Origin of the sequence: Aquirufa antheringensis (assembly GCF_004307425.1) — a bacterium.
Taxonomy (GTDB): domain Bacteria; phylum Bacteroidota; class Bacteroidia; order Cytophagales; family Spirosomataceae; genus Aquirufa; species Aquirufa antheringensis.
In genome coordinates this window covers 540,800-567,560 of the sequence record NZ_SEWZ01000001.1, presented here as the reverse complement: position 1 = coordinate 567,560, position 26,761 = coordinate 540,800, and the positions used below count along the sequence as shown (strand labels likewise).

General features: G+C 44.1%; 26 protein-coding genes and 1 tRNA gene. 16 read left to right on the top strand and 11 right to left on the bottom strand.

Annotated elements, in window-relative coordinates; genetic code table 11:
- The first annotated feature begins 33 nt into the window (after positions 1-33).
- From EWU21_RS02665 to EWU21_RS02655, 3 genes are read left to right on the top strand one after another with little or no spacing between them, the layout of a single operon-like run.
- The gene (locus EWU21_RS02665) at positions 34-984 is read left to right on the top strand and encodes a bifunctional heptose 7-phosphate kinase/heptose 1-phosphate adenyltransferase (protein WP_130895251.1); all 951 of its coding nucleotides are present in this window, start codon (positions 34-36) and stop codon (positions 982-984) included.
- Positions 965-2,227: an AGE family epimerase/isomerase gene (locus tag EWU21_RS02660; protein WP_130895250.1), complete on the top strand. Its 1,263-nt coding sequence runs from the start codon at positions 965-967 to the stop codon at positions 2,225-2,227. The genes EWU21_RS02665 and EWU21_RS02660 overlap by 20 nt, the downstream gene beginning before the upstream one ends.
- Positions 2,224-3,147, top strand: a complete 924-nt coding sequence (locus tag EWU21_RS02655) for a sugar phosphate isomerase/epimerase family protein (protein WP_130895249.1) — start codon at positions 2,224-2,226, stop codon at positions 3,145-3,147. The genes EWU21_RS02660 and EWU21_RS02655 overlap by 4 nt, the downstream gene beginning before the upstream one ends.
- A gap of 47 nt (positions 3,148-3,194) precedes the next feature.
- Here EWU21_RS02655 and EWU21_RS02650 read toward each other — a convergent pair.
- The 4 genes from EWU21_RS02650 to EWU21_RS02635 all read right to left on the bottom strand — a co-directional run bounded on the left by EWU21_RS02650 (position 3,195) and on the right by EWU21_RS02635 (position 7,370).
- Positions 3,195-3,265, bottom strand: a tRNA-Gln gene (locus tag EWU21_RS02650).
- A 128-nt stretch (positions 3,266-3,393) separates the two neighbouring features.
- The gene (gene fabD, locus EWU21_RS02645) at positions 3,394-4,275 is read right to left on the bottom strand and encodes an ACP S-malonyltransferase (protein WP_130895248.1); all 882 of its coding nucleotides are present in this window, start codon (positions 4,273-4,275) and stop codon (positions 3,394-3,396) included.
- Between the two features lie 46 nt (positions 4,276-4,321).
- Positions 4,322-4,657 carry a DCC1-like thiol-disulfide oxidoreductase family protein gene (locus tag EWU21_RS02640; RefSeq protein WP_130895247.1) on the bottom strand — a complete coding sequence of 112 codons (336 nt, stop codon included), beginning with the start codon at positions 4,655-4,657 and terminating at the stop codon, positions 4,322-4,324.
- Position 4,658: 1 nt separating this feature from the next.
- Positions 4,659-7,370 carry a T9SS type B sorting domain-containing protein gene (locus EWU21_RS02635; protein WP_161566465.1) on the bottom strand — a complete coding sequence of 904 codons (2,712 nt, stop codon included), beginning with the start codon at positions 7,368-7,370 and terminating at the stop codon, positions 4,659-4,661.
- 273 nt (positions 7,371-7,643) lie between these two features.
- On the opposite strand from EWU21_RS02635, the gene EWU21_RS02630 reads away from it, so the two are divergent.
- The 11 genes from EWU21_RS02630 (at position 7,644) to EWU21_RS02580 (ending at position 18,325) form a co-directional block, all read left to right on the top strand.
- On the top strand, positions 7,644-8,309 hold the full coding sequence (locus EWU21_RS02630) for a succinate dehydrogenase cytochrome b subunit (protein WP_130895245.1): 666 nt from the start codon (positions 7,644-7,646) through the stop codon (positions 8,307-8,309).
- Positions 8,310-8,330: 21 nt separating this feature from the next.
- Positions 8,331-10,310 (top strand): fumarate reductase/succinate dehydrogenase flavoprotein subunit, encoded by a 1,980-nt coding sequence (locus EWU21_RS02625; protein WP_130895244.1) that lies wholly within the window; start codon positions 8,331-8,333, stop codon positions 10,308-10,310.
- A gap of 9 nt (positions 10,311-10,319) precedes the next feature.
- Positions 10,320-11,078 (top strand): succinate dehydrogenase/fumarate reductase iron-sulfur subunit, encoded by a 759-nt coding sequence (locus EWU21_RS02620; protein WP_130895243.1) that lies wholly within the window; start codon positions 10,320-10,322, stop codon positions 11,076-11,078.
- Between the two features lie 48 nt (positions 11,079-11,126).
- Positions 11,127-11,711, top strand: coding sequence for a thymidine kinase (locus EWU21_RS02615; RefSeq protein WP_236633161.1), 585 nt, complete (start codon positions 11,127-11,129; stop codon positions 11,709-11,711).
- On the top strand, positions 11,671-12,162 hold the full coding sequence (locus EWU21_RS02610) for a YkgJ family cysteine cluster protein (protein WP_236633160.1): 492 nt from the start codon (positions 11,671-11,673) through the stop codon (positions 12,160-12,162). The genes EWU21_RS02615 and EWU21_RS02610 overlap by 41 nt, the downstream gene beginning before the upstream one ends.
- Positions 12,163-12,225: 63 nt before the next feature.
- Entirely contained in the window at positions 12,226-13,143 is a 918-nt protein-coding gene (locus EWU21_RS02605; protein ID WP_130895241.1) for an ROK family protein, read from the top strand.
- A gap of 102 nt (positions 13,144-13,245) precedes the next feature.
- The gene (locus tag EWU21_RS02600) at positions 13,246-13,482 is read left to right on the top strand and encodes an acyl carrier protein (RefSeq protein ID WP_130895240.1); all 237 of its coding nucleotides are present in this window, start codon (positions 13,246-13,248) and stop codon (positions 13,480-13,482) included.
- 118 nt (positions 13,483-13,600) lie between these two features.
- Positions 13,601-14,848: a beta-ketoacyl-ACP synthase II gene (fabF, locus tag EWU21_RS02595; RefSeq protein WP_130895239.1), complete on the top strand. Its 1,248-nt coding sequence runs from the start codon at positions 13,601-13,603 to the stop codon at positions 14,846-14,848.
- 7 nt (positions 14,849-14,855) lie between these two features.
- On the top strand, positions 14,856-15,599 hold the full coding sequence (gene rnc, locus EWU21_RS02590; protein WP_130895238.1) for a ribonuclease III: 744 nt from the start codon (positions 14,856-14,858) through the stop codon (positions 15,597-15,599).
- A 9-nt stretch (positions 15,600-15,608) separates the two neighbouring features.
- Positions 15,609-16,355 (top strand): hypothetical protein, encoded by a 747-nt coding sequence (locus tag EWU21_RS02585; RefSeq protein ID WP_130895237.1) that lies wholly within the window; start codon positions 15,609-15,611, stop codon positions 16,353-16,355.
- Positions 16,356-16,426: 71 nt separating this feature from the next.
- On the top strand, positions 16,427-18,325 hold the full coding sequence (locus EWU21_RS02580; RefSeq protein WP_130895236.1) for a hypothetical protein: 1,899 nt from the start codon (positions 16,427-16,429) through the stop codon (positions 18,323-18,325).
- On the opposite strand, the gene kdsA is transcribed toward EWU21_RS02580, so the two are convergent.
- Genes kdsA through EWU21_RS02565 form a run of 3 tightly spaced genes read right to left on the bottom strand, consistent with a single transcriptional unit; the run spans position 18,322 to position 20,867 of the window.
- Positions 18,322-19,131 carry a 3-deoxy-8-phosphooctulonate synthase gene (gene kdsA / locus EWU21_RS02575; protein WP_130895235.1) on the bottom strand — a complete coding sequence of 270 codons (810 nt, stop codon included), beginning with the start codon at positions 19,129-19,131 and terminating at the stop codon, positions 18,322-18,324. The genes EWU21_RS02580 and kdsA overlap by 4 nt on opposite strands.
- A gap of 1 nt (position 19,132) precedes the next feature.
- Positions 19,133-20,137 (bottom strand): UDP-N-acetylmuramate dehydrogenase, encoded by a 1,005-nt coding sequence (gene murB / locus EWU21_RS02570; RefSeq protein WP_130895234.1) that lies wholly within the window; start codon positions 20,135-20,137, stop codon positions 19,133-19,135.
- Position 20,138: 1 nt separating this feature from the next.
- Complete coding sequence (locus EWU21_RS02565) at positions 20,139-20,867, bottom strand: ABC transporter ATP-binding protein (RefSeq protein WP_130895233.1); 729 nt, start codon at positions 20,865-20,867, stop codon at positions 20,139-20,141.
- A 63-nt stretch (positions 20,868-20,930) separates the two neighbouring features.
- Between EWU21_RS02565 and EWU21_RS02560 the strand changes: the two genes are divergently transcribed.
- Complete coding sequence (locus EWU21_RS02560) at positions 20,931-21,833, top strand: prohibitin family protein (RefSeq protein ID WP_130895232.1); 903 nt, start codon at positions 20,931-20,933, stop codon at positions 21,831-21,833.
- Positions 21,834-21,852: 19 nt separating this feature from the next.
- Here EWU21_RS02560 and EWU21_RS02555 read toward each other — a convergent pair whose 3' ends face one another.
- On the bottom strand, positions 21,853-23,064 hold the full coding sequence (locus EWU21_RS02555; RefSeq protein WP_130895231.1) for a bifunctional 3,4-dihydroxy-2-butanone-4-phosphate synthase/GTP cyclohydrolase II: 1,212 nt from the start codon (positions 23,062-23,064) through the stop codon (positions 21,853-21,855).
- A gap of 51 nt (positions 23,065-23,115) precedes the next feature.
- On the opposite strand from EWU21_RS02555, the gene EWU21_RS02550 reads away from it, so the two are divergent.
- Positions 23,116-23,823, top strand: coding sequence for an ABC transporter ATP-binding protein (locus tag EWU21_RS02550; RefSeq protein ID WP_236633159.1), 708 nt, complete (start codon positions 23,116-23,118; stop codon positions 23,821-23,823).
- On the opposite strand, the gene EWU21_RS02545 is transcribed toward EWU21_RS02550, so the two are convergent.
- Genes EWU21_RS02545 through EWU21_RS02535 form a run of 3 tightly spaced genes read right to left on the bottom strand, consistent with a single transcriptional unit; the run spans position 23,804 to position 26,726 of the window.
- Positions 23,804-24,583: an amidohydrolase gene (locus EWU21_RS02545; protein WP_130895230.1), complete on the bottom strand. Its 780-nt coding sequence runs from the start codon at positions 24,581-24,583 to the stop codon at positions 23,804-23,806. The genes EWU21_RS02550 and EWU21_RS02545 overlap by 20 nt on opposite strands.
- Before the next feature lie 12 nt (positions 24,584-24,595).
- Positions 24,596-25,966 (bottom strand): DUF4270 family protein, encoded by a 1,371-nt coding sequence (locus tag EWU21_RS02540; RefSeq protein WP_161566464.1) that lies wholly within the window; start codon positions 25,964-25,966, stop codon positions 24,596-24,598.
- Positions 25,917-26,726 (bottom strand): glycogen/starch synthase, encoded by an 810-nt coding sequence (locus EWU21_RS02535; protein ID WP_130895228.1) that lies wholly within the window; start codon positions 26,724-26,726, stop codon positions 25,917-25,919. Before EWU21_RS02535 ends, EWU21_RS02540 begins: the two co-directional genes overlap by 50 nt.
- Positions 26,727-26,761 lie beyond the last annotated feature (35 nt).

The window sequence follows — 26,761 nt, the reverse complement described above, 5'->3', positions numbered from 1 at the left end:
TTTTCGATGAAAATTTAGCTAAACCTATCCTACATGAATTCCGAAAGATTAGAGACCATTTTGGCTCGAATCCAACAACTGCGTATAGCGGTGATGGGGGATTTTGCTTTGGACTTCTATTTTGACCTTCAAACCTCTACAGGTGAATTTTCCCTTGAAACCGCAAAAGAAGTGCATCTCGCTTCTGCGCCACGTGCCTATTTAGGTGGCGCGGGAAATGTGGCAAAGAATCTAGCTGTTTTAGGTGCACGCGTTTCGGCCTTTGGGGTACACGGGAATGACCTCTTCGGAAGAGAGATGGCGCATCAGATGGCGGCACTAGGTATCGATGCGACGAACATTAAAGAAACGAATATCGATACCCCTACCTATTCGAAACCGCTGCAAAAAGAGGAAGAATTGAATCGAATCGATTTTGGAACAAGGTCTTCGAATTTTCAAGCACAGACAGGAGAACTCTTACAAGCCTTAGCTGCTGAAACGTTCGACTGGATCATCTACAATGAACAATTTAGTATTCCTCTTTTGCAAGCGCAGCACATCGAGTCGCTAACTAATCCACAAGCCATAGCAGATCTTCGTAGCTTAGGTAGCTTTGCAAGAAACCTCCCTCTAAAAGTAAATGAGGCTGAGTTTATCAAAATACACCAAAAGCCAGCCACTCCAGAAAACATAAGAGCCTGGGCTAATACGAGAAACAAACCGGTTTTAGTCACCTTAGGTGAAAAAGGAATGGTATACGCAGGGACGGAGGAATTTCATCACCAACCTGCTTTCCTTGTGAAAGGCCCCATCGATACGGTGGGTGCGGGAGATATGGTGGTAGCAGGGTTTTCTGCGGCGAGAGCGGCGGGGGCCTCGGTGGAGGAAGCCTGTGAATTTGCTTCCTTGGCCGTACATATCAGTATTCATCAACTAGGTGAAACGGGCTCCGCGAGTCCGGACGCCATTAGACAATTACACGATGGACATTCAATCGCTTAGAGCAGAAATCAAGGATTATACCGAGGGCGCTTTGTTACCCTTTTGGGTTCAACGAACGGTTGATAACAAACAAGGCGGGTTCATCACGCATTTTAATGAGTTTGGGGACGATGCGGGGGATGATGAGAAGTCGTTGATTGCGATGACCCGTTCTGTATTTACGTACTCGCAGGCCTATCGCCACGGTTTTGGAGGAGAGGTGATGAAGGAGATGGCTGCACATGGAGTTCGGTTTTTATTGGACAAAATGTGGGATACAGAACACGGCGGTTTCTATTGGATGGTGAACCGAGCGGGTGAAACCACGAATAAACAGAAGATTGGGTATGGACATAGCTTTGCGATTTATTCCCTCAGCGAATATACTCTGGCGACGGGGGATCCGGTGGGTTTGGAATATGCAGAGAAGGTCTTTGATTTACTCCAAAAATATGCCGTGGATACCCATTACGGCGGTTACTGGGAATTCTTTGCGGAAGATTGGTCGCTGATGGGACCAGGCGCTCCTGGTGGGGACCGCAAGACCTTAGATGTACACATGCATTTGATGGAAGCGTTTACGACCTTGTATGAGGCAAGTGGAAAAGAGATTCACCGCAGAAAGCTGCAGGAGTCAATAGATATTCTGATTCATAAAATTATGGATCCGGCAACTGGAACGGGCATTCCGCAGTTTTGGGCAGACTGGAGCGTAGCGCCACAGATTAAATTCGATATCGTGTGGGGCTGGGATCGTTTTCAGGAGGGAGGCCAAAAAGCCTCAGCCGTCGACAATACCTCCTACGGCCACAATTCGGAATTTGGCTGGCTCTTATTGCACGCGTTGAAGGTAGGCAAGATTGATGTCGCCCCCTATTTGGACAACATCAAAAAGGCATTCTACCATTCGATGGAAAATGGCATCGACTGGGAACACGGCGGAGTATACGTGGAGGGATCGCACAGTGGCGGGCCAACGGATGTAGAGAAGGAATTTTGGCAGCAAGCTGAAATGCTCATCGGAATGCTGGATGCTTATCTAGTAACCAGAGATCCGCAATTCCTAAAAGCCTATGAACAAGTGCATCGCTTCGTCTTTGATAAAATGATTAACCGAAATACGGGTGAATGGTGGCCGCTGATGACCCGTGAAGGGGAACCGATTTGGCGACACATGGCCCACAACTGGAAAATAAATTACCATAATGTTCGCTCGATGATTCTCTCCTATGAGAAGCTAGGCGAAATAAACCTACACCTATGACAAACATTAGTCGTCGCGATTTATTGATTGCGTCCGGAACTGCTGCAGGAGCGGCCTTTTTACCTTCCGCTGCCTCCGCCGCACCGGTTGCAAAAGCTCATAAATTCGAGTTCTCGCTGAATATGAGTACGATTATGGGCCAAAAGTTAGGACTCATCAAAGAACTCGAAGTCGCCTCCGCGGCTGGCTTTCAGCATTGTGAAATTTGGGTACCTACGCTTGAGGCCTATTTGAAATCAGGCGGAACCCTTTTAGAAGCGAAGAAGCGCATCGATGACCTAGGAATTAAGATTCAAAACGCCATCGGCTTTGCTCAGTGGATTGTAGATGATGAGGCGACACGCAAACAAGGTTTGGAACAAATGAAACGCGAGATGGATATGCTCGCGCAATTAGGCTGTTTCCGCACCGCCGCTCCACCGATGGGCGCCACCAAAGAAGCGGGCCTCGACCTACGCCGCGCGGCCGAACGCTACCGCGCCATCCTCGACTTAGGAGTCAGCACCGGCGTGACACCCCAACTGGAAATGTGGGGACACTCAAAAAATCTGAACCGTGTCGCTGACGTCCTTTTCGTCGCCGCCGAAGCGGGCCAACCCAACGCCAAACTTCTATTAGACGTATTCCATATCTACAAAGGCGAATCCTCCATTGACTGCCTCCACCTCGTAGGAGAAAACTCGATCGACGTTTTCCACGTCAACGACTATGTCACTTCCATTAAACCCACCTCCATCACGGACGGCGATCGCATTTATGCGGGGGATGGAGAAGCACCCATCAAGGAAATTATTAAACGCTTAAAGCCGTCAGAAAAGCCAGTTATTCTATCGTTGGAATTATTCAACAAGGACCTTTGGGCACAAGATCCACTGAAGGTGGCGAAGACTGGACTGGAGAAGATGAAGAAGATGATCTAGAAATAAAAAAAAGAGCTCGTCTTGCGATGAGCTCTTTTAAATTTCTGTTGACCTACCAGGATTCGAACCTAGAAAACCAGAACCAAAAACTGGTGTGTTACCATTACACCATAGGTCAATACCATAATGTGATGCAAAAGTAAGGGCTTGCACCCAAATTATCAAATGTTACCGAAAAAATAATTGAATTATTTCGGTCATTTTTTGCTACAGCACTCACAATCAGCGCATCAAATTCGATTATTCTTATGCTAATTCTATAGAAGAAACGACAGCCTCCGCGTGAATCTTACGAACAAGGCCTTGCAATACTTTACCTGGTCCACATTCGATGAATTCGGTTGCACCTGCGGCTACCATCGCTTCAACTGACTGTGTCCAACGAACTGCACCTGTTAACTGTGAGATTAAGTTCGCTTTGATTTCAGTTGGGTCTTGAGATGGCTTAGCGTTCACGTTTTGGAAGATAGGGCAAATCGGCTTTACGATTTCGGTTGCCTCGATCGCTGCGGCTAACTCCACACGAGCTGGTTCCATATAAGGCGAGTGGAAGGCTCCACCCACTGGTAAAGGTAATACGCGCTTCGCTCCTGCTTCTTTCAATTGAATACCCACTGCTTCGATTCCTTCTACTGATCCGGAGATCACGACTTGGCCTGGGCAGTTAAAGTTCGCAGCTACTACGGATGGACCGTAAGCCTTACAAATTTCTTCAATCGTTGCATCTGGCAAGCCCAAAACGGCAGCCATCGTGCTTGGCTCGATTTCGCAGGCCTTTTGCATCGCAAGAGCTCGTTGGTACACTAATCGTAATCCATCTTGCCAGCTTAAACCACCTGCAGAAACAAGGGCAGAGAACTCGCCTAAGGAGTGACCTGCTACCATCGAGGGAGCGAAGTCTTTGCCTAATTTGGCGATCAAAATAGAATGCAAATAAATCGCAGGCTGCGTCACTTTCGTTTGCTTCAATTCCTCCTCTGTTCCCTCGAACATCACAGACGATAACGAGAAACCTAAGATGGCATCCGCCTCATCGATAATCTGCTTTGCCAAAGGAAAATTCGTGTACAGATCCTTTGCCATACCTGGAAACTGAGAACCTTGACCTGGGAAAATATATGCTTTCATTTGAATGATTTTTGATTAATTGTTTCACAAAGATAGGCCAAAAGCCCTAAATGGCACAATCGTCCACCGATTTACCCCAAAATAATCGATTCTTCGCCACCCAATCATAGCCTTTATCCAATAGGCCAGCAGGCAATAAAAAAACCAAACGAAGAGGTTGAAAATACCAATGGGCATTCACTAAAATGCGCGATAGGGCATCCGATTTCACATAGACATCATGACCGACTACCCATTTAATACTATCGATGTCAGGAAGAATGAAATCTGTAAAAGAGGTCTCCGGGATAACAGGCAGATCACCCGTTACCATCCGCTTCAGTAGCTTAGAAGCGAAGCAGCAAAAGCGGCAATTACCATCGATTAATACGATTCCGTCCATTTTAGCGAACTAGTTCTACCCAGCCTTTCAGACTCTTGTTTTGTGCAGATTTGTCAAAAAGATCGAAAACCACATCGCACGTATAGAAATAAGACGAGGCAGCCATCTGAACTCCGTTTGAATCCGTTCCATTCCAACCAAAGCCATCCAAAGGCCCCGCATATTGGTAAATCAATTGGCCGTTGCGATCCACAATTTTGGCACTGACAAACGAAACAAAACGAGGGCAGCGCATCGGCTTAAAGGAATCATTTAGTCCATCACCATTAGGACTAAATAAATTAGGCAAGTCAAACGAAGCACAGTTCTCTACGCAAATCTTGTTACTAGGCGTACTCTCCTTCCCTAGCGCGCTGACCGCCGTTACATAATAACATCCTCGGTAGGAGTTTTGAAGAATGTGCGAGAAGTTCAACGTGGAAGAAGAGGCTAATAAGGTATAGGCAGACGAAGGGTCTTTAGCATAATAGATCTTATAACTCACAATATCTGGATCGCAAACACCGGAAACCGTAGGCGTCCAAGTAAGTTGATTCGTAAAACTGCTAAACGAACAATCCGCCTTTGCATTTAACGATGCACAATCCACGGAATAGAGCTGCAAAGAGGGTGGACAAGGGAAAATATCTGTCTGTGGAATGCCACAAATGATTTGCGATTTATTAATTAATTCCATCGCTGGCAATCCTGGCCCATAGGAACCCAAGGTCTCCACGTAATAACAATACGATGAATCAGTCTTCATCGCCACAGAAAAAGTCCCATCTGAGGCGTAGGTATCTGCCCCAGCATCCACATATTTAAAGGTCGCAGCCGTTGTCACCGGCACATCCGCAATACGGTTAAAGAGTCCAGAACCACGTGGCGTCTCACGGTAAACGCGGTGCACTTTGTTTTCATTGGACCAAGGTACTGTAGCCGACCAAGCTAATTTCACGGAAGCAATGGCCACCTGCGTACTTAAACGCACATTAGAGGCTGGCGTAGGTGACTCTAACAAGGTCCGTACTCCATTTAAGGTATAATAGAAATCTGTGCGATACCGGTAAGTAACAGCGGAAGTATTAATCCCCGTATCCGTGTAAGTCGTATCATTTACCGCGGTGCGTATCGAAGCTGAAATAGGCGAACCAATCGCGCCAAAAGCACCCGTTCCAGATGCACGCATCAATTGATAGGAATAAGGACCTGGATATTGCAAAGTATCTAATTTTATTGGACGTGTCCAGCGCACAAGGTTCTCCCCTGCCGTCGTGCTCGTCTTAAGTACCGAAACATTCGTCATGATAGGCGAAGCGCTCGCGATCAAATAACAAGCCGAATTAGACATCGGACTGAAATCATCTACTCCTTTCGAATTCGTAAAGGCCACCACTAACACATAGGAGTAGTTTGTGTTTTTCACGATCGCATTATCCGTATAGCTCGATGTGCTGATAGGCAATCGAGTCAGTTCTGTATAGCCAGAAGCCGTCATTCCGGTCGCACAATTCGCATTCACCGTGGCATCACAGGCACCTTGTTTGCGGTACAAAATCAACGTAGCGTTAGATAAGGCGCAAGTATAAGAAGTCCATTTAAGTGCGATGGAGGTTCCAAGGCCTGCTGTAGCCGTCACATTTTTCACCGCTGGAGCTAAGACGCGGATGTTCCAAATCTTACTATCCACTAAATTACTTACTCCTGCATTCGTCACAGGCGGAAAGTCCTCTGCCTTGAAAAAGACGTCATAGCCTTCTTTTCGAATGTGCACGCAATCCGTTTGCCAATTGAAAGTACCTATGGCCGTCAGAGCCGTTTGGCGAGCCGCCGACACGAAAGTTGCGTTAGGAGGTTTTACCGAATAGGAGGAATCAATCGCATAGACATTTCCGCTACTTGTAATGGATATCGGATCCACCCGGCCCGTTTTGGAAACCTGATCAATGGCTGTGATCGTTTGATTAATCCGGGTTCCTGCCTGAACGCACACGTCTGCAGGGACGTTTAGAAGAGGTCCTCGATTGTCTAAATCCTTCACTTCAATCTGCATATCCCGAACAGTTTCAGATATTTTAACTCCATTCCTCCATTCCTCGATGATAAAAGCGCAGTTATAAAAGCCTACTTCTTGGGGTGATTTCCAGATTAAATCCCCGGTTTTAGCATTCATCGTAAAAGAGGATGGGGTAGCCGAGACTTCATTCGGTTGTTTGAAATTAGGGGCTAATAAACCTCTGCCTGCCGGATCACAGCTAAGTTCTGCTCCCGTTCTGGAAACAGATAAGCGGTAGGCCAAAGAATCTCCCTCCGCGTCTACCGCATTCGAATTATGTATAAAGGGCTGACCGACTACAGCAGTCAAATCGACTGCGGGATTTAATAATATAGGAGTTGAATTTAAGCCTAGACCCGCATTAATGGAAAATATCGTTTCTACATAAAAAGCAACATCGACCGAGCGAGTGATGTTCAACACACCATCATTTCGGTTAGGAACTGCCACAGACACCTTGTAAAATAAGGAAGCGGCTGGATAGGTATATTGAATTTTATAGACATTTTTCATTGTCCCATTTCCCAGATTAATGGGATAACCTGCAGAACGACGCGCCGGTAAAATGGAAGAACCGTCACCAAAGCAAAAATTCACCACATTCTGCTCCACGTTCGCTCTGTTATTTTCCGTGTACGTCGTTAAGGTGAATTCGAAAGTCAATGTTTTATCTGACACACGCTTTACTGTGATCTCCCCCCCCTTTAAGTGGGTCGCTTGTGCTGCAAAACTTAGCCCGCACAAAAACAGAAAATAAAGGCTTATTCTTTTCAGGTACATAAAACATTTTTGATTAGCTGTAAGTTAAGAAGGCAATTCGTTTTTTTCAAAAAAAATGGATTTTTTACGTTTTAAATTTGATAGAGCGGCGTTTCGATTGTAGTTTTGGTAGCTAAAAAAAATCGAACCTGTTCGTTTATTTTTATTTCCTCTTAACAAATACATTTATTTATGGCTTGGTTAGCAAAATCACTTAATTCATCTCTCGGGAAAAAGCTCCTGATGGCCATTACGGGCCTCTTTTTAATTAGCTTCCTGTTAGTTCACTGCAGCTTGAACGCTCTAATCTTCCTAAATGATGGAGGTGTCGCTTTTAATGAGGGCGCCGAGTTCATGGGCACTAACCCAATCATCCGTACCATGGAGATTGTGTTGTTCGCAGGATTGTTATTACACATTTATGATGGTTTACGCCTTTGGTTAGAAAACAAATCGAAGCGTCCTGTCGCTTATGCGAAGGTAGATGGCGCTGCGAATAGCAAGTGGTACTCTCGCTCGATGGGCCTTTTAGGAACGCTATTATTATTGTTCTTAATCCTTCACTTGAAGCATTTTTGGTACTTCTCTCGCTTAACAGAGGGTTTAGAAGACCATACTTTATATGCAGAGATGCAAGCGGTATTTATGAACCCAGTCGTTGTAGTGGTGTATGTGTTAGGTTGTATTTCGTTAGGATATCACCTTTTACACGGTTTCTCGAGTGCATTCCAGTCGATTGGTTGGAATCACCCTAAGTATACGCCTACGATTAAAACGATCGGAGCTATCTTCTCTATCGTTATCCCAGCGGCTTTTGCTGCGATGCCGATTGCCTTTTATTTCCATTTGATTCATTAATATTTCAGCGATACGATTGATATGACAAAATTAGATGCCAAAATTCCAGAAGGCGCGTTAGCCGACAAATGGACCAAATATCGTTCCAGCGTTTCCCTAGTAAACCCTGCGAACAAACGTAGCTTAGAAATCATCGTGGTAGGTTCAGGCCTAGCAGGTGCATCTGCCGCTGCATCGTTAGCTGAATTAGGATATAAAGTAAAAGTATTCTGTTTCCAAGATTCTCCACGTCGTGCACACTCGATTGCCGCACAAGGAGGTATCAACGCAGCGAAAAACTACCAAAACGATGGCGACTCGGTTTACCGTCTATTCTATGATACGATTAAAGGTGGTGACTACCGTGCGCGTGAAGCGAACGTTCACCGTCTTTCTGAAGTCTCAGGAAACATTATCGACCAGTGCGTAGCGCAAGGGGTTCCTTTCGCTCGTGAATACGGTGGATTGCTTTCTAACCGTTCATTTGGTGGAACGCAAGTACAACGTACGTTCTACGCGGCAGGTCAAACGGGTCAGCAATTATTATTAGGTGCTTATTCTGCTTTGCAACGCCAAGTGGGAATGGGTAACGTAAAAATGTATACACGTCACGAAATGCTAGATGTCGTAACGATCGACGGAAAGGCACGTGGTATTATTGCTCGTGATTCAGTGACAGGGGCTTTAGAGCGTCACTTCGGACACGCGGTATTATTGTGTACAGGTGGTTACGGTAACGTATTCTACTTGTCTACCAATGCGATGGGATCGAACGTAACAGCGGCTTGGAAAGCACACAAAAAAGGTGCTTACTTCGCTAACCCTTGTTACACACAGATTCACCCAACGTGTATCCCGGTTTCAGGCGATCACCAGTCGAAATTAACCTTGATGTCTGAGTCCCTTCGTAATGATGGTCGTATTTGGGTTCCTAAGAAACAAAACGATAACCGTAAGGCGAACGAGATTCCAGAAGACGAAAGAGATTACTACTTAGAGCGTCGTTACCCTGCATTCGGAAACTTAGTACCTCGTGATATTGCGTCACGTGCAGCTAAGGAGCGTTGTGATGCAGGTTATGGTGTAGGAACGTCTAAAATGGCTGTTTACTTAGACTATGCTGCGGCGATCATCCGTTACGGAAAAGGAGAAGCTAATAAAAACAATATGCACAATCCATCCGACGAAGAGATTCAAGCGATGGGTAAAGCAGTCGTGAAAGAGAAATACGGTAACTTGTTTGATATGTACAAGCAAATTACGGGTGAAGATCCTTACGAGGTGCCTATGCGTATTTATCCAGCGGTTCACTATACGATGGGCGGACTTTGGGTAGATTATAACTTAATGACGACTGTTCCAGGTTTATACGCTTTAGGAGAAGCTAACTTCTCTGATCACGGCGCTAACCGTTTAGGAGCTTCAGCCTTGATGCAAGGTTTAGCAGATGGTTATTTCGTGATTCCTTACACGATCGGTGCTTATTTAGCATCAGAGATTCGTACGCCAGCGATGTCAACGGATTCAGAAGACTTCGTAGCGGCAGAGAAAGCGGTACGTGATCGTTTAGAGACCTTGATGAACATTAAAGGATCTAAGCCAGTCGATTACTTCCACAAGCGTTTAGGTAAGATCATGTGGGACGAGTGCGGTATGGCTCGTAGCGCAGAAGGTTTGAAAGCTTCTATCAAGGAGATTCAAGCTCTGCAGAAAGAATTCTGGTCAGATGTGAAGATTCCAGGTGAGATCGATAACTTAAACCCTGAATTAGAGAAAGCGGGCCGTGTGGCTGACTTCTTAGAATTAGGCGAGTTAATGTGTATTGATGCCTTGGATCGCAACGAAAGTTGTGGTGGTCACTTCCGTACGGAATACCAAACAGAAGACGGGGAAGCCCTTCGTGATGATGAGAACTACGCCTACGTAGCGGCTTGGGAATACGAAAAACAATCGAGCTTCAAACTTCACAAAGAAGAATTGAAATACGAAAACATCAAAATTGCTCAAAGATCTTATAAATAATTCGATACAATGGAAGGACATTTAAACCTGACACTCAAAATTTGGAGACAAAAAAATGCAAGCGTAGCTGGTAAGTTCGAAACTTATCAGGTGAGCGGCATCTCCACAGATATGTCATTTTTGGAAATGATTGACGTGTTAAACAACCGTTTGATCGAAGAAGGAGATGATCCGGTAGCGTTTGACCACGATTGCCGCGAAGGTATTTGCGGTATGTGCTCGATGTACATTAACGGTCGTCCTCACGGGCCAAACCGAGGTGTGACGACTTGCCAATTACACATGCGTTCTTTCCAAGATGGCGAAACGATCACGGTTGAGCCTTGGAGAGCGAGTGCGTTCCCAGTGATTAAAGACTTAGTGGTGAATCGTTCTGCTTTTGACCGCATTATCGCGGCAGGCGGATTCGTTTCCGTAAATACAGGAAATGCACAAGATGCAAACAACCTACCCATTCCGAAAGAAAATGCAGACGAAGCTTTTGCAGCAGCGGCTTGTATCGGTTGCGGTGCTTGCGTAGCGGCCTGTAAGAATGCCTCAGCGATGTTGTTTACGTCTGCTAAAGTTTCTCAGTTAGCTTTACTTCCTCAAGGACAGGTAGAAGCAGCGTCACGCGCACAAGCGATGGTTGCTCAGATGGACGAAGAAGGTTTCGGTGCTTGTTCAAACACTGGTGCTTGCGAGGCTGAATGCCCTAAAGGCATCTCGATTGAGAACATCGCGCGTATGAACCGCGAATATTTCTCAGCGACATTCTCGTCTAAATAATTTTCATTTTATAGCCCCTGGATGCAATTTCAGGGGCTTTTTACGCCCTTGTTTTTAGAACCTACCCATTCCAAATCTGCTGAACGCAATCCACCTGCTGGTTGGATTGAAGTGATATGCGGTTCCATGTTCTCTGGTAAAACAGAGGAACTGATTCGCCGCCTAAAGCGCGCGAAAATCGCACAAATGCGCGTCGAAATCTTCAAACCAATGGCGGATACCCGCTATCACGATGAGGATATCGTTTCGCATAACCAAAATTCCATCCGCTCTACACCGGTAAACAACTCGGGAGAAATCCTTTTGTTAGCTGGCGATTGCGACGTGATCGGTTTAGATGAAGTACAATTCTTTGATGATCACATCGTAGAGGTATGTAATTCTCTAGCGAATCAAGGTAAGCGAATCATCGTGGCAGGATTGGATATGGACTTTAAAGGGCAACCTTTTGGACCTATGCCCGGCTTAATGGCCATCGCTGAATTCGTCACTAAGGTACACGCCGTTTGTGTAAATTGTGGAGCGGCTGCGCATTACTCTTACCGCAAGGTGGAGCAACAACAAACCGTCTTATTAGGCGAAACAGAGTCTTATGAGGCTCGCTGCCGTTCTTGCTTCCATGGCCAAAACTAAAGACCCCTCTTTCCGAAAACTCATCCAACGTTTAGTGGCTCGTAAGCCTAAGAACCTGGACCAGCAATTTTTTCAAGCTCACACCGAAGTTTTCAAGAAAACGGATTGCCTGACCTGTGGCAATTGCTGTCGCACGACTAGTCCGATGTGGAATGATACGGATATCCAGCGCGTTTCTCATTTATTCAAAATGAAGACCTCCGCTTTCTTGGATGCCTATTTAGTCCAAGATTCAGACGGCGATTGGGTTTACCCCGCAGCTCCTTGCCCCTTTTTAGACTTGGAAGATAATAAATGCGGCATCTACGATCACCGCCCCAAAGCCTGCCGCGAATACCCCCATACCGATAGAAAGAACATCATGGGGATTTTAGGATTAACCTCAAAAAATGCGCTCATTTGCCCCGCAGTGACACAAATTCTAGAAAAAATCGAGCAAATTTACCCTTGAACCACTTTTGATTTGAAATTCACGTCAAAAATCGGCAATTTCGTAATTCAATAAATCAAAACTATGGCAGCAGCAGAATACTTAGGAATCGATGTAGGTGGAACCGGCGTTAAAATGGGAATCGTCCACGCAGACACAGGTCAAATCAACAATTTTCAAAGTTATGATACTGCTACCTGGAGAGAATCACACCATTTTTTAGAGCGTTTAGCGGATGCGATTGCCTTGCAATTATACCAACACAAGAATGTCAAGAAAGTGGGAATTGGTCTTCCAGGTATCCTAACAAAAGACCGCCGTACCTTAATTGAGATCACGGCCATCCCTGAAATTGATGGATCTCCTATGATTGATATGCTGGAAAAACGTTTTCCTGAGCATGCTTTCTTTATGGAAAACGATGCGAACGCAGCGGCTTTAGGCGAATTTTACTTCTCTCCTGAGAAAACAAATATGCCAGAGGACTTCATTTTCATTACCTTGGGAACAGGTGTAGGTGGAGCGGCAGTCATTGACCGCAAAATCTTCTTAGGTGGTGATGGTAATGCGATGGAGCCAGGTCACGTGCCTTCTCGCGATGGAAAAGTATTAGAGCGAAACGTAGGAAAGAAAGAATTATTACAAATGGCTACCGCCATGCGTGCGGCCTACACGGGCAAAACCTCGCTTCCTGCAGATGGAACTATTTCAACGACAGCTTTAGTCGTAGGTGCAGAAGAAGGAGATGAATTAGCCTTAGCGATTTGGCACGAAGTAGGAACGATGCTAGGTGATATGCTCGTTTCATTGATTCGTATCCTAGATATCAAAAACATCTTCATAGGTGGCGGATTATCAGCCTCTTACGACTTCATTTTACCAAGTATGGAGAAGCAGTTAAATTACTGGTTAACGCCAGCTTATTTGGAAAAATTAACTATTAAGAAAGCCTTATTAGGCAATGACGCAGGTCTTTTAGGGGCTGCATCGCTTTGTTTTTAAGGTAAACAGCCTAGAACAGGCTAATTAGAATGAAATTTGTTTGATAAATTCAACTTTAATTCTAATCTTTGCAACGTTTTTGAACCCCAAAATAATATTAAAATGTCAGATATTGCAGAAAAAGTAAAAAGCATCATCGTTGAAAAATTAGGTGTAGAAGCATCAGAAGTTACTCCTGAGGCATCTTTCACAAACGATTTGGGAGCTGACTCGCTAGATACAGTTGAGTTAATCATGGAATTCGAAAAAGAATTCTCTGTTTCTATTCCAGATGATCAAGCGGAGAACATCCAAACAGTAGGCCAAGCTATTACTTATTTGGAAGAGAACGCAAAGTAATCGAAGCAACCATAAAAATTATGTCAATTAGTTAACAGTAATCAGGTGGATTTTTCCATGGGATTTCTCGGACTGATTGACATTTTTTATTTTAAGCAGATTCATAAATAACAAGAATATGGAGTTAAAACGAGTAGTTGTCACGGGCTTAGGCGCCCTAACCCCCATCGGGAACACAGTCAGTGAATATTGGGATGGATTAAAGAACGGCGTAAGCGGTTGCGGACCCATCACGAAGTTCGATGCGGAAAAATTCAGAACTCGTTTTGCTTGCGAATTAAAGAATTTCAAGGTAGAAGATTTTATCAATGCCAAAGAAGCGCGTAAAATGGACCCATTCACTCAATACGCTGTGGTGGCGGCTGATGAAGCCATCGCTGATGCGAATTTTGACATGGATTCCTTAAATAAAAATAAAGTAGGCGTTATCTGGGGATCAGGTATCGGTGGTTTGAAGACATTTGAAGACGAAATGATTTATTTCGGACAAGGAGACGGAACCCCGAAAATCAATCCATTCTTTATCCCTAAGATGATTGCAGATTCATCATCAGGCCAAATTTCGATCCGCAACGGATTCCGTGGCCCTAACTACGTTACCGTTTCAGCTTGTTCTTCTGCGAACAACGCGATCATTGATGCGTTCAACTATATCCGCACAGGCCGTATTAACGTGTGTGTAACGGGCGGTTCTGAGGCTCCAGTGACGATTGCATCGGTAGGTGGTTTCACCGCAATGCACGCCATGTCCACTCGTAATGACGATCCAGCTACAGCTTCTCGTCCTTATGACGTAGATCGCGATGGTTTCGTGGTAGGAGAAGGAGCGGGTGCCTTGATTTTAGAAGAATACGAGCACGCTAAAGCGCGTGGAGCAAAAATATATGCGGAATTAATCGGTGGAGGTTTCTCTTCGGATGCTCACCACATTACAGCACCACACCCAGAAGGTTATGGCGCTTTATTGTCGATGATCGATGCCTTAGAAGATGCGAACATCAAGCCAGAAGAAGTTGATTACGTGAATACACACGGAACATCCACTCCGATCGGTGATCCACAAGAGATTAAAGCGATCGTGGATTGTTTTGGAGAGCACGCTTACAAAATGGCCATCTCGTCTACGAAGTCGATGACGGGTCACTTATTAGGTGGTGCAGGAGCAGTAGAGGCGGTAGCGTCTGTATTAGCGATTCAACACCAATTTGTCCCGCCTACGATTAACGTATTTAACCGCGATCCAGAAATCGATCAACGCATCGACTTAACGGAAAACGTAGGAAAAGCACGCAAAATCGATGTGGCATTGAGCAACGGATTTGGTTTCGGTGGTCATAACGCAACGGTTATTTTCAGAAAAATCTAATACAAATATGGCCGTAAAATCTCTCCTAAACTGGTTAGATCCGATTCGACTAGACGAACGAGAGAAATTCTTAAAGAAATCGGTTACACATCTTATTGGGGCTAGTCCAAGTAATTTAACGTTATACAGACTAGCCTTTTTACACTCCTCTGCTTCGAAAGAGAGTGTGGCAGAAAATTACAAAGAGTCGAATGAACGCCTGGAATTCTTAGGCGATTCTGTCCTAGGGATGATCACAGCGACGTATTTGTTCCAAAAATTCCCATTTAAAGATGAAGGTTTTTTGACTGAAATACGTTCTCGTATGGTCAGCCGGGAGTCTTTGAACGTGATTGGTCGCAAATTAGGCTTGGAGGAAGTGATCGAGTACGAAACACAGCGTAAAAACGCGATGTCCCGCACTTCGATGTACGGAGATGCTTTGGAGGCTTTTGTGGGAGCTATATATTTAGACAAAGGTTTCGCATTCACCCAAAACTTCATCATTAAAAAGATTCTGACGCAATACTTTGACCTAGAAGCCGTTGTACAAAACAACCCAAACTTCAAGTCAATGTTGATCGAATGGGCTCAAAAAGAAGGCAAAAAGGTCTCTTTTGAGCTAGATCAAGAGGGAGAGCACCACAACCGCGAATTTACGGCTTTGGTCATCTTAGACGGCGAAAAGATCTCTGAAGGGAAAGGTTACTCGAAGAAGAAAGCAGAACAAACAGCCGCTAGAATGGCTTGTGAACAATTAGACATTAAATAATCAACACCTATGGCACCTAATATATTCTTGCAATACTGGAATGATTCACCTGAATCAATCACATTTCAAGAGGTATTAGCCTGGGAGGTTCCCACTCCTATCATAGAATCCATTCAAGTGGATTTGTTAGCTCAGCTAAATTCAGCGCGAGCCCAAGAAAACTTCCCTAATTTTCCCTGGTCTAATCCACGCTTTTTAGAGAAATGGGAAGGCATCGCCCAAACCTTGTTATACCAAGTAGCATTACCAGCATTCATTTGGGGCTCGTGGATAGAAAGCTTGGCTGTTCCCGTTGCAGATACACCGCAGCCTAGTTTTGCCGATTTATTGAATGCCTATGAAGCACCAGATGCGCCCTATGCTCCAGCGGAAACGCCAGCAGAGCCCTTCGACTTATTGAATACAGAGGTTTATTTTGAGGCTCCAGAAAGCCTAGAAGATTCTTCGGAAGAGGAATTTACGCGACTAAAGGATTTATTAAGTGGTTCGTCGGATTCTTTGAAGTCCAAAGTCGAATCACAAATGACCCAACGCATCGCTGACACCATCAGCCTTCACCAGCGAATTCAATTCATCCAGAAAATATTCCTAGGGGATGTGGCGCAACTAGAATCATTGATTCAATTCATCGATGAAGAGGCGGAAGCTGAAACCTGGTCTCAAGCCCTCTTAGAACGTTATGAGGCGTATCGCTTAGCGGAAAATGAAGCTATCTGGGAAGAACTACACCAACTCATCGAACGGAAGTTCAACTAACTGATTTTCATTATCAGTTTTAACACGCATTTAACCTAGAACACCCGGTAATTTCAAGGAAAAATAATCCCTTGAAAACAATCTTGTTTTTTCTAACCTCTTTCGCCTGTTTTGCCCAAATCCCCACGCAGGAGGAAGAGGAAAAGCAATCCAGTTTTGATTATTATATCACCAATCCGCTAAATATCAATTTAGTATCTGAAACGGAACTACAATCCTCCCTCCTATTTAGCGCTGAACAAATCGCTGCATTTATAGCCTTTCGCAAACAAATAGGGACCTTCCAATCTATTTTAGAGTTACAAAGCATTCCGAATTGGGACCTTGACTTCCTACGCAGGATTCAGGACTTTTTAGTATGCCATCCGCCTAATCCCCGCTGGTGGAAACCCCATTCCTCTACCCATCAGATATTATTTAAAACGGATTGGACAGCGGAGACAAAGAAAGGGTTTACAGCACCCGATTTGCGCAGCAAAACACGTTATGTGGGGGACCGAACGAATCAAACGCTTCGATACCGCGGGCAGTTAAATGCGAACCTTCGGATCGGATTTCTATTGCAAAAGGATGCTGGAGAAAAAAACCTAAGCGACTTTAGTAGTGGGTTTGTGGAGTTTAAATCGAAAGGAATTTTAGAGAAAATCATCCTAGGCGATTTCATCAACCAATGGGGTCAAGGGCTTGTTCAATCGGGTGGATTTTCTTTAGGTAAGAGTTTTGAAAGCATTAAAGCTACCCAAAAATTCAACCTAGGAGGATTAGCCTACAGTTCCAGCATGGAATATGGTTTTTATCGCGGAATCAACACCACCCTAAAACTCAGCGAATTCCTACGAATCCAAACTTTCGCATCCTACAGAAACTTAGATGCCACAACGGGAATTGACTCTACCGGAAGCAACTACTTACGCACAAGAGTAGAAGATGGCTTCCATCGAACTAATTCGGAAATCAGCCACAAAGACGCGATGCAAGAAAAAACGGCGGGGGCGAATCTAGTTTATTCTCCTCTAAGTAGGCCACTCGTCATTCAGTTCACTGGTGTTTTCACTCATTGGTCCTTATCTAAGCCTATTGGTTTAGGTTATAAACAACCCGAATGGGCTGGAAATGAACTAGAAAATTATTCCATCAGCTTTCAATATCCCCTTCGAAACATCCGAATGGTGGGTGAATTTGCCTACTCAAATAATCATCACTATTCTCTGATACAATCCGCCGCCACTTCACTTTCTAAAAAAGTGGACGTATCTTATTTATTCCGGTACTATGGGGCAGGCTATTTTAGTCCTAAATCCAATGGCCTATCTGAAAACTCGGAAAATCTCAACGAAATAGGCCTATTCCTTGGCCTAGGTTACCAAATCAACAAGCGAATGAAGCTTAGCTCCTATGTCGATTATTTTCGCTTCCCTGGCCCTAAATACCAAATTGTAGCCACTAATACCTCTGGTTGGGAATTCTTGAGTCGATTGCAGTGGGATAAAAGGCATAGCGCCCGCGGATTCATTCAAGGCAAATGGACTCGAAAAGAAGATAATAATCTGCTTCAAATCAGCCTGGACGGACACTACATAGCCCTTAAGTCCTGGGATTTTCACGTGCGTGCAATGGCCTCTAAACTAGGTGCAGAGATCGGGTACTTACTATTGCAAGACATCAAATGGGATCAGGGCAAATGGAATGTACAGGGACGTTTTGCCTATATGAATACGCCTACCTATGATACCCGAAATTATGCCTATGAACCAGGTGTTCCCTATTCTTTCCTCTTGCCTGCGTATGCGGGCAAGGCCATCAAAACGACCTTAGTAATGGCCTATCAATGGAATAGAGAAATCTCTGTAGCGGCTAAGTGGGCACGTATTCAATACCACGATCGAACGGAGGTGGGTTCTGGCTTAGATACGATTGAAGGGAATACCAAAACCGATATTACCCTTCAAATCAGCTATAAAATGCATTAAACGATCGCTTCGCGAACGCGCAATAATTTCTCAAGTAGACCCTCTAATTGATCTAATGGCAACATATTAGCACCATCTGATTTTGCTACCGAAGGATTCGGATGAGTTTCGATAAAGATTCCATCTGCACCTACAGCGATGGCTGCTTTAGCGATGGTTTCAATCAAAGCAGGTTGCCCACCGGTTACACCCGTCGTTTGATTCGGACGTTGTAAGGAGTGCGTGCAATCCATAATAACGGGGACATTCATCGCAGACATCTCTGGAAGATTACGGTAATCCACTACTAGATCACCATAACCAAAAGAATTACCTCGATCTGTTAAGTAAACAACCGCCTCAGGATTCTCGTGTAATACTTTTTCTACGGCAAAACGCATGGAAGCCCCTGACATGAACTGACCTTTTTTGATATTCACGGCTTTGCCTGTTTGGGCAGCAGCTGCTAATAAATCGGTTTGACGGCAAAGGAAAGCGGGAATTTGCAAAACATCGACATAAGCCGCTGCCATGGCTGCTTCTGCACTTTCGTGAATATCTGTCACCGTAGGCAAGGAATAATGTTTACCCACCGCTTGCAGAATTTCCAAGGCTTTGATATCACCAATACCGGTAAAGGAATCAATTTTAGTCCGATTCGCTTTGCGGTAGGAACCTTTGAAAATATAAGGAATACCCATCGCCTTCGTGATACCATCTATTTTTTCTGCAATCTCAAAAGCTAAATCGTTGCTCTCAATCGCACAAGATCCAGCCATCAAAAAGAAGGGGCCTTTGCCTAAATTATCTAAAGTCGGTAATGTCATGTTATAAAATATTTACTTCGGTCTCTAAAGAAACGCCGAATGTGTCTTTAATTGATTGCTTTATTTCTTCAGATAGGGCCAAAATCTCAGCGCCCGTTGCCTCTCCATAATTCACTAAAACGAGTGCCTGCTTTGCATGCACCCCCGCATCCCCTCTTCTAAATCCTTTCCAACCCGCTTTTTCAATAAACCAACCAGCCGGAAACTTAACCTCCGTACTACCTTCTACAGGATAATTCGGAATGCCAGGAAACTCAGCCATTAGTCGTGACGCCTCTGAGGCAGAAACGGTTGGATTCTTAAAGAAGCTACCGGAGTTACCGATTTCTTTGGGATCAGGCAATTTACTTTTGCGGATTTCAATCACAGCATCTGCCACGTCTCGGATGGAGGGCTGGGTAATACCTTTAGTCGCTAAGACTTCCTGAATGGCGCCGTATGACGTTTTAACAGAAGGTTTCTTGGATAACTTGAACGTAACAGAACCGATTAGGTATAAACCTTTCCCGGCACGTTTGAAAAAGCTTTCACGGTAGCCAAAAGCACAAGCTTTGGCATCAAACACCTCTATCGCCAATGTCTGTAGATTCAATGCCTCCAAGGAGGCAAACGTATCTTTAATTTCTGCACCATAAGCTCCTATATTTTGCATGGGAGCCGCACCTACCGTTCCCGGAATCAAGGATAAATTCTCTAATCCGGACCAGCCATGGTTCACTGCATATTGTACAAATTCATCCCAAACCACTCCAGCTCCGCCTTTCAACCACACAAAATCAGCATCCTCCTTTACGACAGAAATACCTGGAATCGAAATTTTAACTATAAGAGCCTCTTGGGCTTGCGTAAGCAAAACATTACTCCCCCCCCCTAAAAAAAGATGGGGTAAATGGGCATATTCCCCTGATGTACGAAGGGCAACATATTGATCAATGGAACTAATCTCTACGAATTGACGAGCTTCCGCCTCAATCCCAAACGTATTAAATGCACGTAGAGAAAACATATTAAACTAATTTAGTAGACAAAAACTCCTCTAATTCAGGAACGCCAGAATGGTGAAAGGTGTCTGAATTTCCTTCCCAAATCTTTTTCCCATCCTTCAAGAAAATGATCGATTCACCCATCCGCATCACCGAATTCATATCATGCGAAATCACCACCGTGGTCATATTGTATTCCTGCGTAATTTCTTGAATTAAATAATCAATTTTTACCGCGGTTAATGGGTCCAAACCTGAATTAGGCTCATCACAAAATAAATATTTGGGATTCATGACAATGGCACGCGCAATTCCCACTCGCTTTTTCATACCGCCTGAAATCTCGGATGGCATCAATAAAGCAGCACTCTCTAGACCGACGCGTTGCAAGCAAAGCATCGCTTGTGCGTTCTTTTCTTCGAGGGTTTGGGAGGTAAGGGTATCCAAGGGGAAACGTACATTTTCCAAAACGGATTTAGAATCAAAAAGGGCTCCTCCTTGAAACAAAACGCCCATTTCGCGTCTAATTTCTTTCACCACATCTTGATGAGCCTTTAAAAAATCACGCCCATCATACAGCACTTTACCTCGCTCTGGAACTAAAATCCCGATCATGCATTTCAACAGTACAGATTTACCTGTACCACTACCACCGATCACCATATTCGTCTTTCCTTGTTGGAAATTCGCACTAATGTCATCGAGCACCACACGACCGTTAAAAGATTTAGATAAACCCTTGATTTCAATCATATTCAAAATTAGGGATTATTGAATACTTTATGATAAATTTGATAACATTTAAATCAAAAATCTATGTTTTTCATCTTCCTCGGGGTTTTGTTGTTTATCGGCGGTAACGCGATCGCTAACCCTAATTTAGTATTCTCTAAATACAGCAAAACGTTGAAAGTCGTAGGGGCCGTTTTTGCCATCCTAGGGCTAACTAGTTCTGCCGTAGTGCAAGTAGACGCAGGTGAAGTAGGCGTTCAAAGCGTCTTTGGAAAAGTGCAATCTTCCACTTTAAATAGTGGACTTAATTTCGTGAATCCCTTAGCTAAAGTGGTCGTTTTCGATGCCAAAACACAAAACTACACCATGTCTAGCGTACACGACGAGGGCGACAAAGCCGGAGACGATGCCATTCGCGTTTTAACGAAAGATGGATTAGAGGTGGTAGTAGACTTGACTGTACTTTTTCGAATTATTCCTTCGGAAGCTCCGCATGTTTTAGCGGAGATTGGAGAAAACTACAAGGACAAGGTTGTTCGTCCCATCACCCGTACGATGATTCGCGATAATGCCGTTTATTACGATGCGGTAGGCCTTTATTCGTTAAAACGGAACGAATTCCAGCAACGCATTTACTCTGACATCGAGAAGAACTTCAAGAAACGTGGCTTAGTGTTAGAGCAATTATTGATCCGTAATATCAACCTTCCTACTTCTGTTAAGACCACCATTGAGTCAAAAATCAATGCAGAACAAGACGCACAGAAAATGCAATTCGTCTTACAGAAAGAGAAGCAAGAAGCGGAGAGAAAGCGTGTAGAGGCGCAGGGTATCGCGGATTACCAGAAGATTTTATCGACGGGATTGAGCGACAAGCAATTGCAATATGAGTCGATTATTGCCCAAAAAGAATTAGCTAAATCCCCTAACGCAAAAGTGATTATTATGGGAGGTAAAAGTGCTCCCATCATTTTAGGGAATCAATAATAAAATGGGGTACGTGATTCTAGCGAATCGCGTGCCCCATTTTATCTCGTTTCGTTTCTAAGTATTTCTTGTTGTGTGGATTAGCTGGTATCTCAATTCCGATCGAATCAACAATCTCTAATCCATAACCCATCAATCCCGCTCTTTTCTTCGGATTATTCGAAATCAAACGGATCTTGTGAATGCCTAAATCACGTAAGATCTGGGCACCTACGCCGTAATCGCGCTCATCCATTGCAAAGCCTAGTTCTAAATTAGCTTCCACCGTGTCACGGCCCTGCTCTTGCAATTTATAGGCTTTCAATTTATTGATTAGACCGATTCCTCGACCCTCTTGGAACATATATAAAATCACTCCTTTTCCCTCTTTCTCCACCATTTCCATTGCGGCGTGCAATTGTTCGCCACAATCACAGCGACAAGATCCAAAAATATCCCCTGTCACACAAGAACTATGAACACGCACCATCACCGGTTCATCTTTCTCCCAGCTTCCCTTGATCAACGCTAAGTGGGTGTCGCCAGTATTAATCTGCTTGAAAGCGACTAATTCGAAGGAACCCCACTCGGTAGGCATATTCACGCCAATCTCTCTTTTGATAAGGGATTCTTTCGCCAAACGGTATTCGATCAAGTCCTTAATGGTCACTAATTTCAAATCAAACTTATCCGCGATCACGCGCAAGTCCGGCAAACGTGCCATACTACCATCCTCGTTCAAGATTTCGATCAATACACCAGAGGGTTTAAAGCCTGCTAGACGTGCGAAATCCATCGATGCTTCCGTGTGACCCGTACGACGCAAAACACCTTCGGTACGCGATTTTAAAGGAAAAATATGACCGGGCCTTCCTAGGTCTGCCGGCTGAGTAGCCGGGTCGACCAGCGCTTGTATCGTTTTTGCTCGATCTTGCGCAGAAATACCCGTGGTGCAACCATTGCCTAACAAATCGACAGACACCGTAAATGGCGTCTCGTGAGAGGTCGTATTTTGATTCACCATCATCTCTAAACCCAAAGCCTGGCAACGCTCATCCGTCAAGGACACACACATCAAACCACGCGCCTCCTTAATCATAAAGTTCACAATCTCAGGCGTAATCGCTTCCGACGCGCAAATCATGTCGCCCTCGTTCTCTCGATCTTCATCGTCAGCGACTATAATTATTTTCCCTTGGCGAATATCTTCCAAGGCATCTTCGATACGATCTAAGCGAATTTTATCTAGCATTTTGTAGGCATTTGAATCAGAAACACAAAGTTACACGAAATAATTCCCTTTTTGACTACCTTTGTCAATATGTTCATCGAGGCTAAAAATCTTTCTAAAAACTACGGAAAACAATCCGCTGTTCAGGACCTAAACTTCCGTTTAGAACAGGGCCAAATCGTGGGATTTCTAGGACCCAACGGCGCGGGAAAATCGACAACATTAAAAATGCTGTTAGGACTCATTTCTCCCTCAACAGGTAGCGTACTTGTCGATGGCAAAGACCCCCAAGAACAGGAGATTAGCCTCAAAAAGCGAATTGGCTATTTAGCCGAGAAAAATCCGCTCTACCCGGAAATGTATGTCCGAGAGTTTTTGGCCTTTATCGGAAACATCCACGAGCTCTCGAATCTAGACAAGCGAATCCAAGAAGTAATCGAATGGGTGGGGCTTGAAAAAGAAGCGCACAAGAAAATTCAGGAGCTCTCTAAAGGATACCAGCAACGTGTAGGCATTGCTCTGGCGATCTTACATGATCCTAAGGTATTGATTTTGGACGAACCCACTAGCGGCCTAGACCCGAACCAACGGGATGAAATCCGCCACTTAATCAAAAGTCTACAAAAAGACCGGATCATTTTATTCTCCAGTCACATCCTATCGGAGGTGGAAGCCATTTGTGACCGTGTCCTACTGATTCACCAAGGTAAATTAGTCTGTGACCGTCCAATGAAGGAAATCAAGGATTTAGAGAAGTTCTTTAAAGAGAAGACAAGCTAAACAAATCAGCATCTAAGTGCGCGGGGAATTTCGCTCTGAAATCTGCTAAGTCAACAGCGGACAATTCACTCGTTAAGATTTGATCCTTAGCCTGCAAATCCAAATGTAGTCCGCCCTTAAAATCCACAAGCAAGGAATCTCCCGCATAGGATAAGTTATTCGCATCAGTCCCTACGCGATTCACTCCCACTACATAGGCTAAATTTTCAATCGCGCGAGCCTGCAATAAAGTCCTCCAAGCATTCGCCCGAGGAGCCGGCCAATTCGCTACATAAATAGCCGCATCATAAGCCATTCCTACATTACGAGACCAAACAGGAAAGCGAAGATCATAGCAAATAAATACCGCTAAGTTCCAGCCCTTGTAAGAAACAATTACCTGCTTGTCACCTGCTTGATAAAATTCGTTTTCTGCACCCATTCGAAACAAATGGCGTTTATCATACGACACAAAAGAGCCATCTGGATGGACGGCATAGAGGCGATTTAAAAAGGAATTTTGTTGTTTTACTTTTAGAGAGCCTATCATTAATGCCCCTAATCGACTTGCTTGAACCTGCATCCACTGAAGTACAGGTCCTCTACCTATTTCGGCACCGGAGGGTGACATGGAGAAACCCGTTGCAAACATTTCCGGCAAAACGACCACATCTGTTTTACCAGCTAAGTCAGCGAGCTTTTCCTCTAATTGAGCACAATTAGCGGCAGGATCCTCCCAAACTAAATCGGTTTGAACTAAGCTTACCCGTAGATTCGTCATGATTGCCGGTGTTTATTTGGCAATATAAGAATAATAGATTTTCAAACGAGCTTTCATGGCCTGTAATGGCACAAAACGCGCACTTTCATTGATAATTCTAGTGTTTCCTGCAGAGTTAGCTGTCAAAGCCGGCGTAATCAACCAACCCGTATTAGGCTGCTTTCCTACTAAAAGCGATTGAACAGCCGTCGTAACATTGAAGGTATACGTCTTAGCACCTGGATCAATCGCGGCAGTTAACACACTCGAACCACCCTCTGATAGCAAATACTTCAAACCATAACTATTTCGTAGCGTACGATTCGTCGCATTTGTTTCTACAATGGATAATTGACCGATGGTTTGTTGTAAATCAATATTGTCTGCAGCTGTCAAAACCAATTCCGCCTTATTCACTGCCACATTGCGATTCCCTTTTAAGTTAAGTAGATAAGGAAATTCTACTTTCGTGGCTACACCCGTACCCGCCTGGATATAGGTGATACCACTTGTAGCAGTGGATGAAACGATGTTACCTGGATTTTGCAGAGCTGCTAAAGCACCCGATTTAGTAGACTTAATCTGGTTAAATCGAGCTAATAATTCAGGATAAAGGGCATTAGAAAGACTAAAATAATAGTCCAAATTATATTTAGTCGTATCACCAGGGTTGTGGTAATACAAAGTCATCCGAGAGTAACCTGGATTAAATCCGATTAATGCCCCCGTAGAGGTAGCCGATGCCTTAAACAACATACCCGGAAAATAATCTCTAAATCCTTTACTTCCAGCCCCTACGGTAACATCCGCGTATTTACTGAGTAATTCCCGCCCAAACGTATCTGACATTCTAAAACGCAAGGTGTCAAGACGAACAGAATCCCCATTAATGGCTTTCGAACGAATAGGTCTAGGAGTAAAGGTATGTCTACCTAAAAGCGAAGCGTCGTTGCGAACAGCCGAATTAGCAAAATAATCAGTTCCCCGATTTAAGCTATCTAACAAACGGTACACACTTATGGTCTGTGTTTTTGTCGTATCTCCTTGGTAATTAGCATAGGCTAAACGAAGTGTCAATGAATCAAAAACAGACGTGCTTTTAGCCCGAAGTGTATCAATATTAGACAGCTGTGTATACGCTGCGGCCTCAGCTGTACCTAACACGGGATGGGTGTAATTTCCGACTAACAAGGTATTAGGCGAACCCGTATAGATCGAATCAATCAATACGGTAGACGACTTAATCGTAACCGTATCTGAATAATTCAACCCTACTTCCACACTAAATAAATCGTCGCCGATTTCTTTAGGTGTATCACAAGATGCAAGGAATAAGGAAAGAATTCCTACCCATTTAATTGCCGGACATTTCCAAGTACGTTTTTTCGAAGAAATCGAGGTCATTGTCGGCAATGTTTTGAGAGGTTTTATGTTGATATTCATCAATAATCGATTGGATACGGCTGTTATCCGCATTTTCTAAAGAAACTATTTTGTCTGCATACTCCGCACCTATCTTGATAAATGCCTCGTAATTTCCACCGGCTAAGCTACCTAAATGTGCTTCATCTAAATCTCCGATCTTCACTTTTTCGATCAAATCGTCTGCTTCAAACGCAAAATCAAAGGCAGAATTGTGTGGAGAGAAAATAGTTTTCGAATCTTTGTAAATCGGGTGATTTTGGTAATGCGTCGATACATACAAAGGAACTAAACTAGACATCCAGTCATTGCAGTGAATGATATCAGGAGCCCAACCTAACTTCACAACTGTTTCTAAAGCTCCTTTACAGAAGAAGATAGCACGCTCGTGATTGTCCGCATAAAATGCGCCTTCTTTATCAGTAAGCACATATTTACGTTGGTAATAATCTTCGTTATCGATGAAGTATACTTGTAATTTCGCAGCTGGAATACTCGCTACTTTAATGGTCAAAGGTTTTTCTTCCTCACCCATTGGAATGGTAATACCTGAAAGACGAACTACTTCGTGCAATCGGTTTTTACGCTCATTGATCGAACCGAATCGGGGCACTAAAATTCTAATTTCCATTCCCCTCTCCTGCATAGCAGTAGGAAGAGCGCGTACGAAATCAGCAATTTTTGACGTGTTTTGAAAAGGATCTACCTCACTTGAAACGTAAAGAATACGTAATTTGGCCATTCTAAATTGATTACTAGGGGCAAATTACCCCAAAA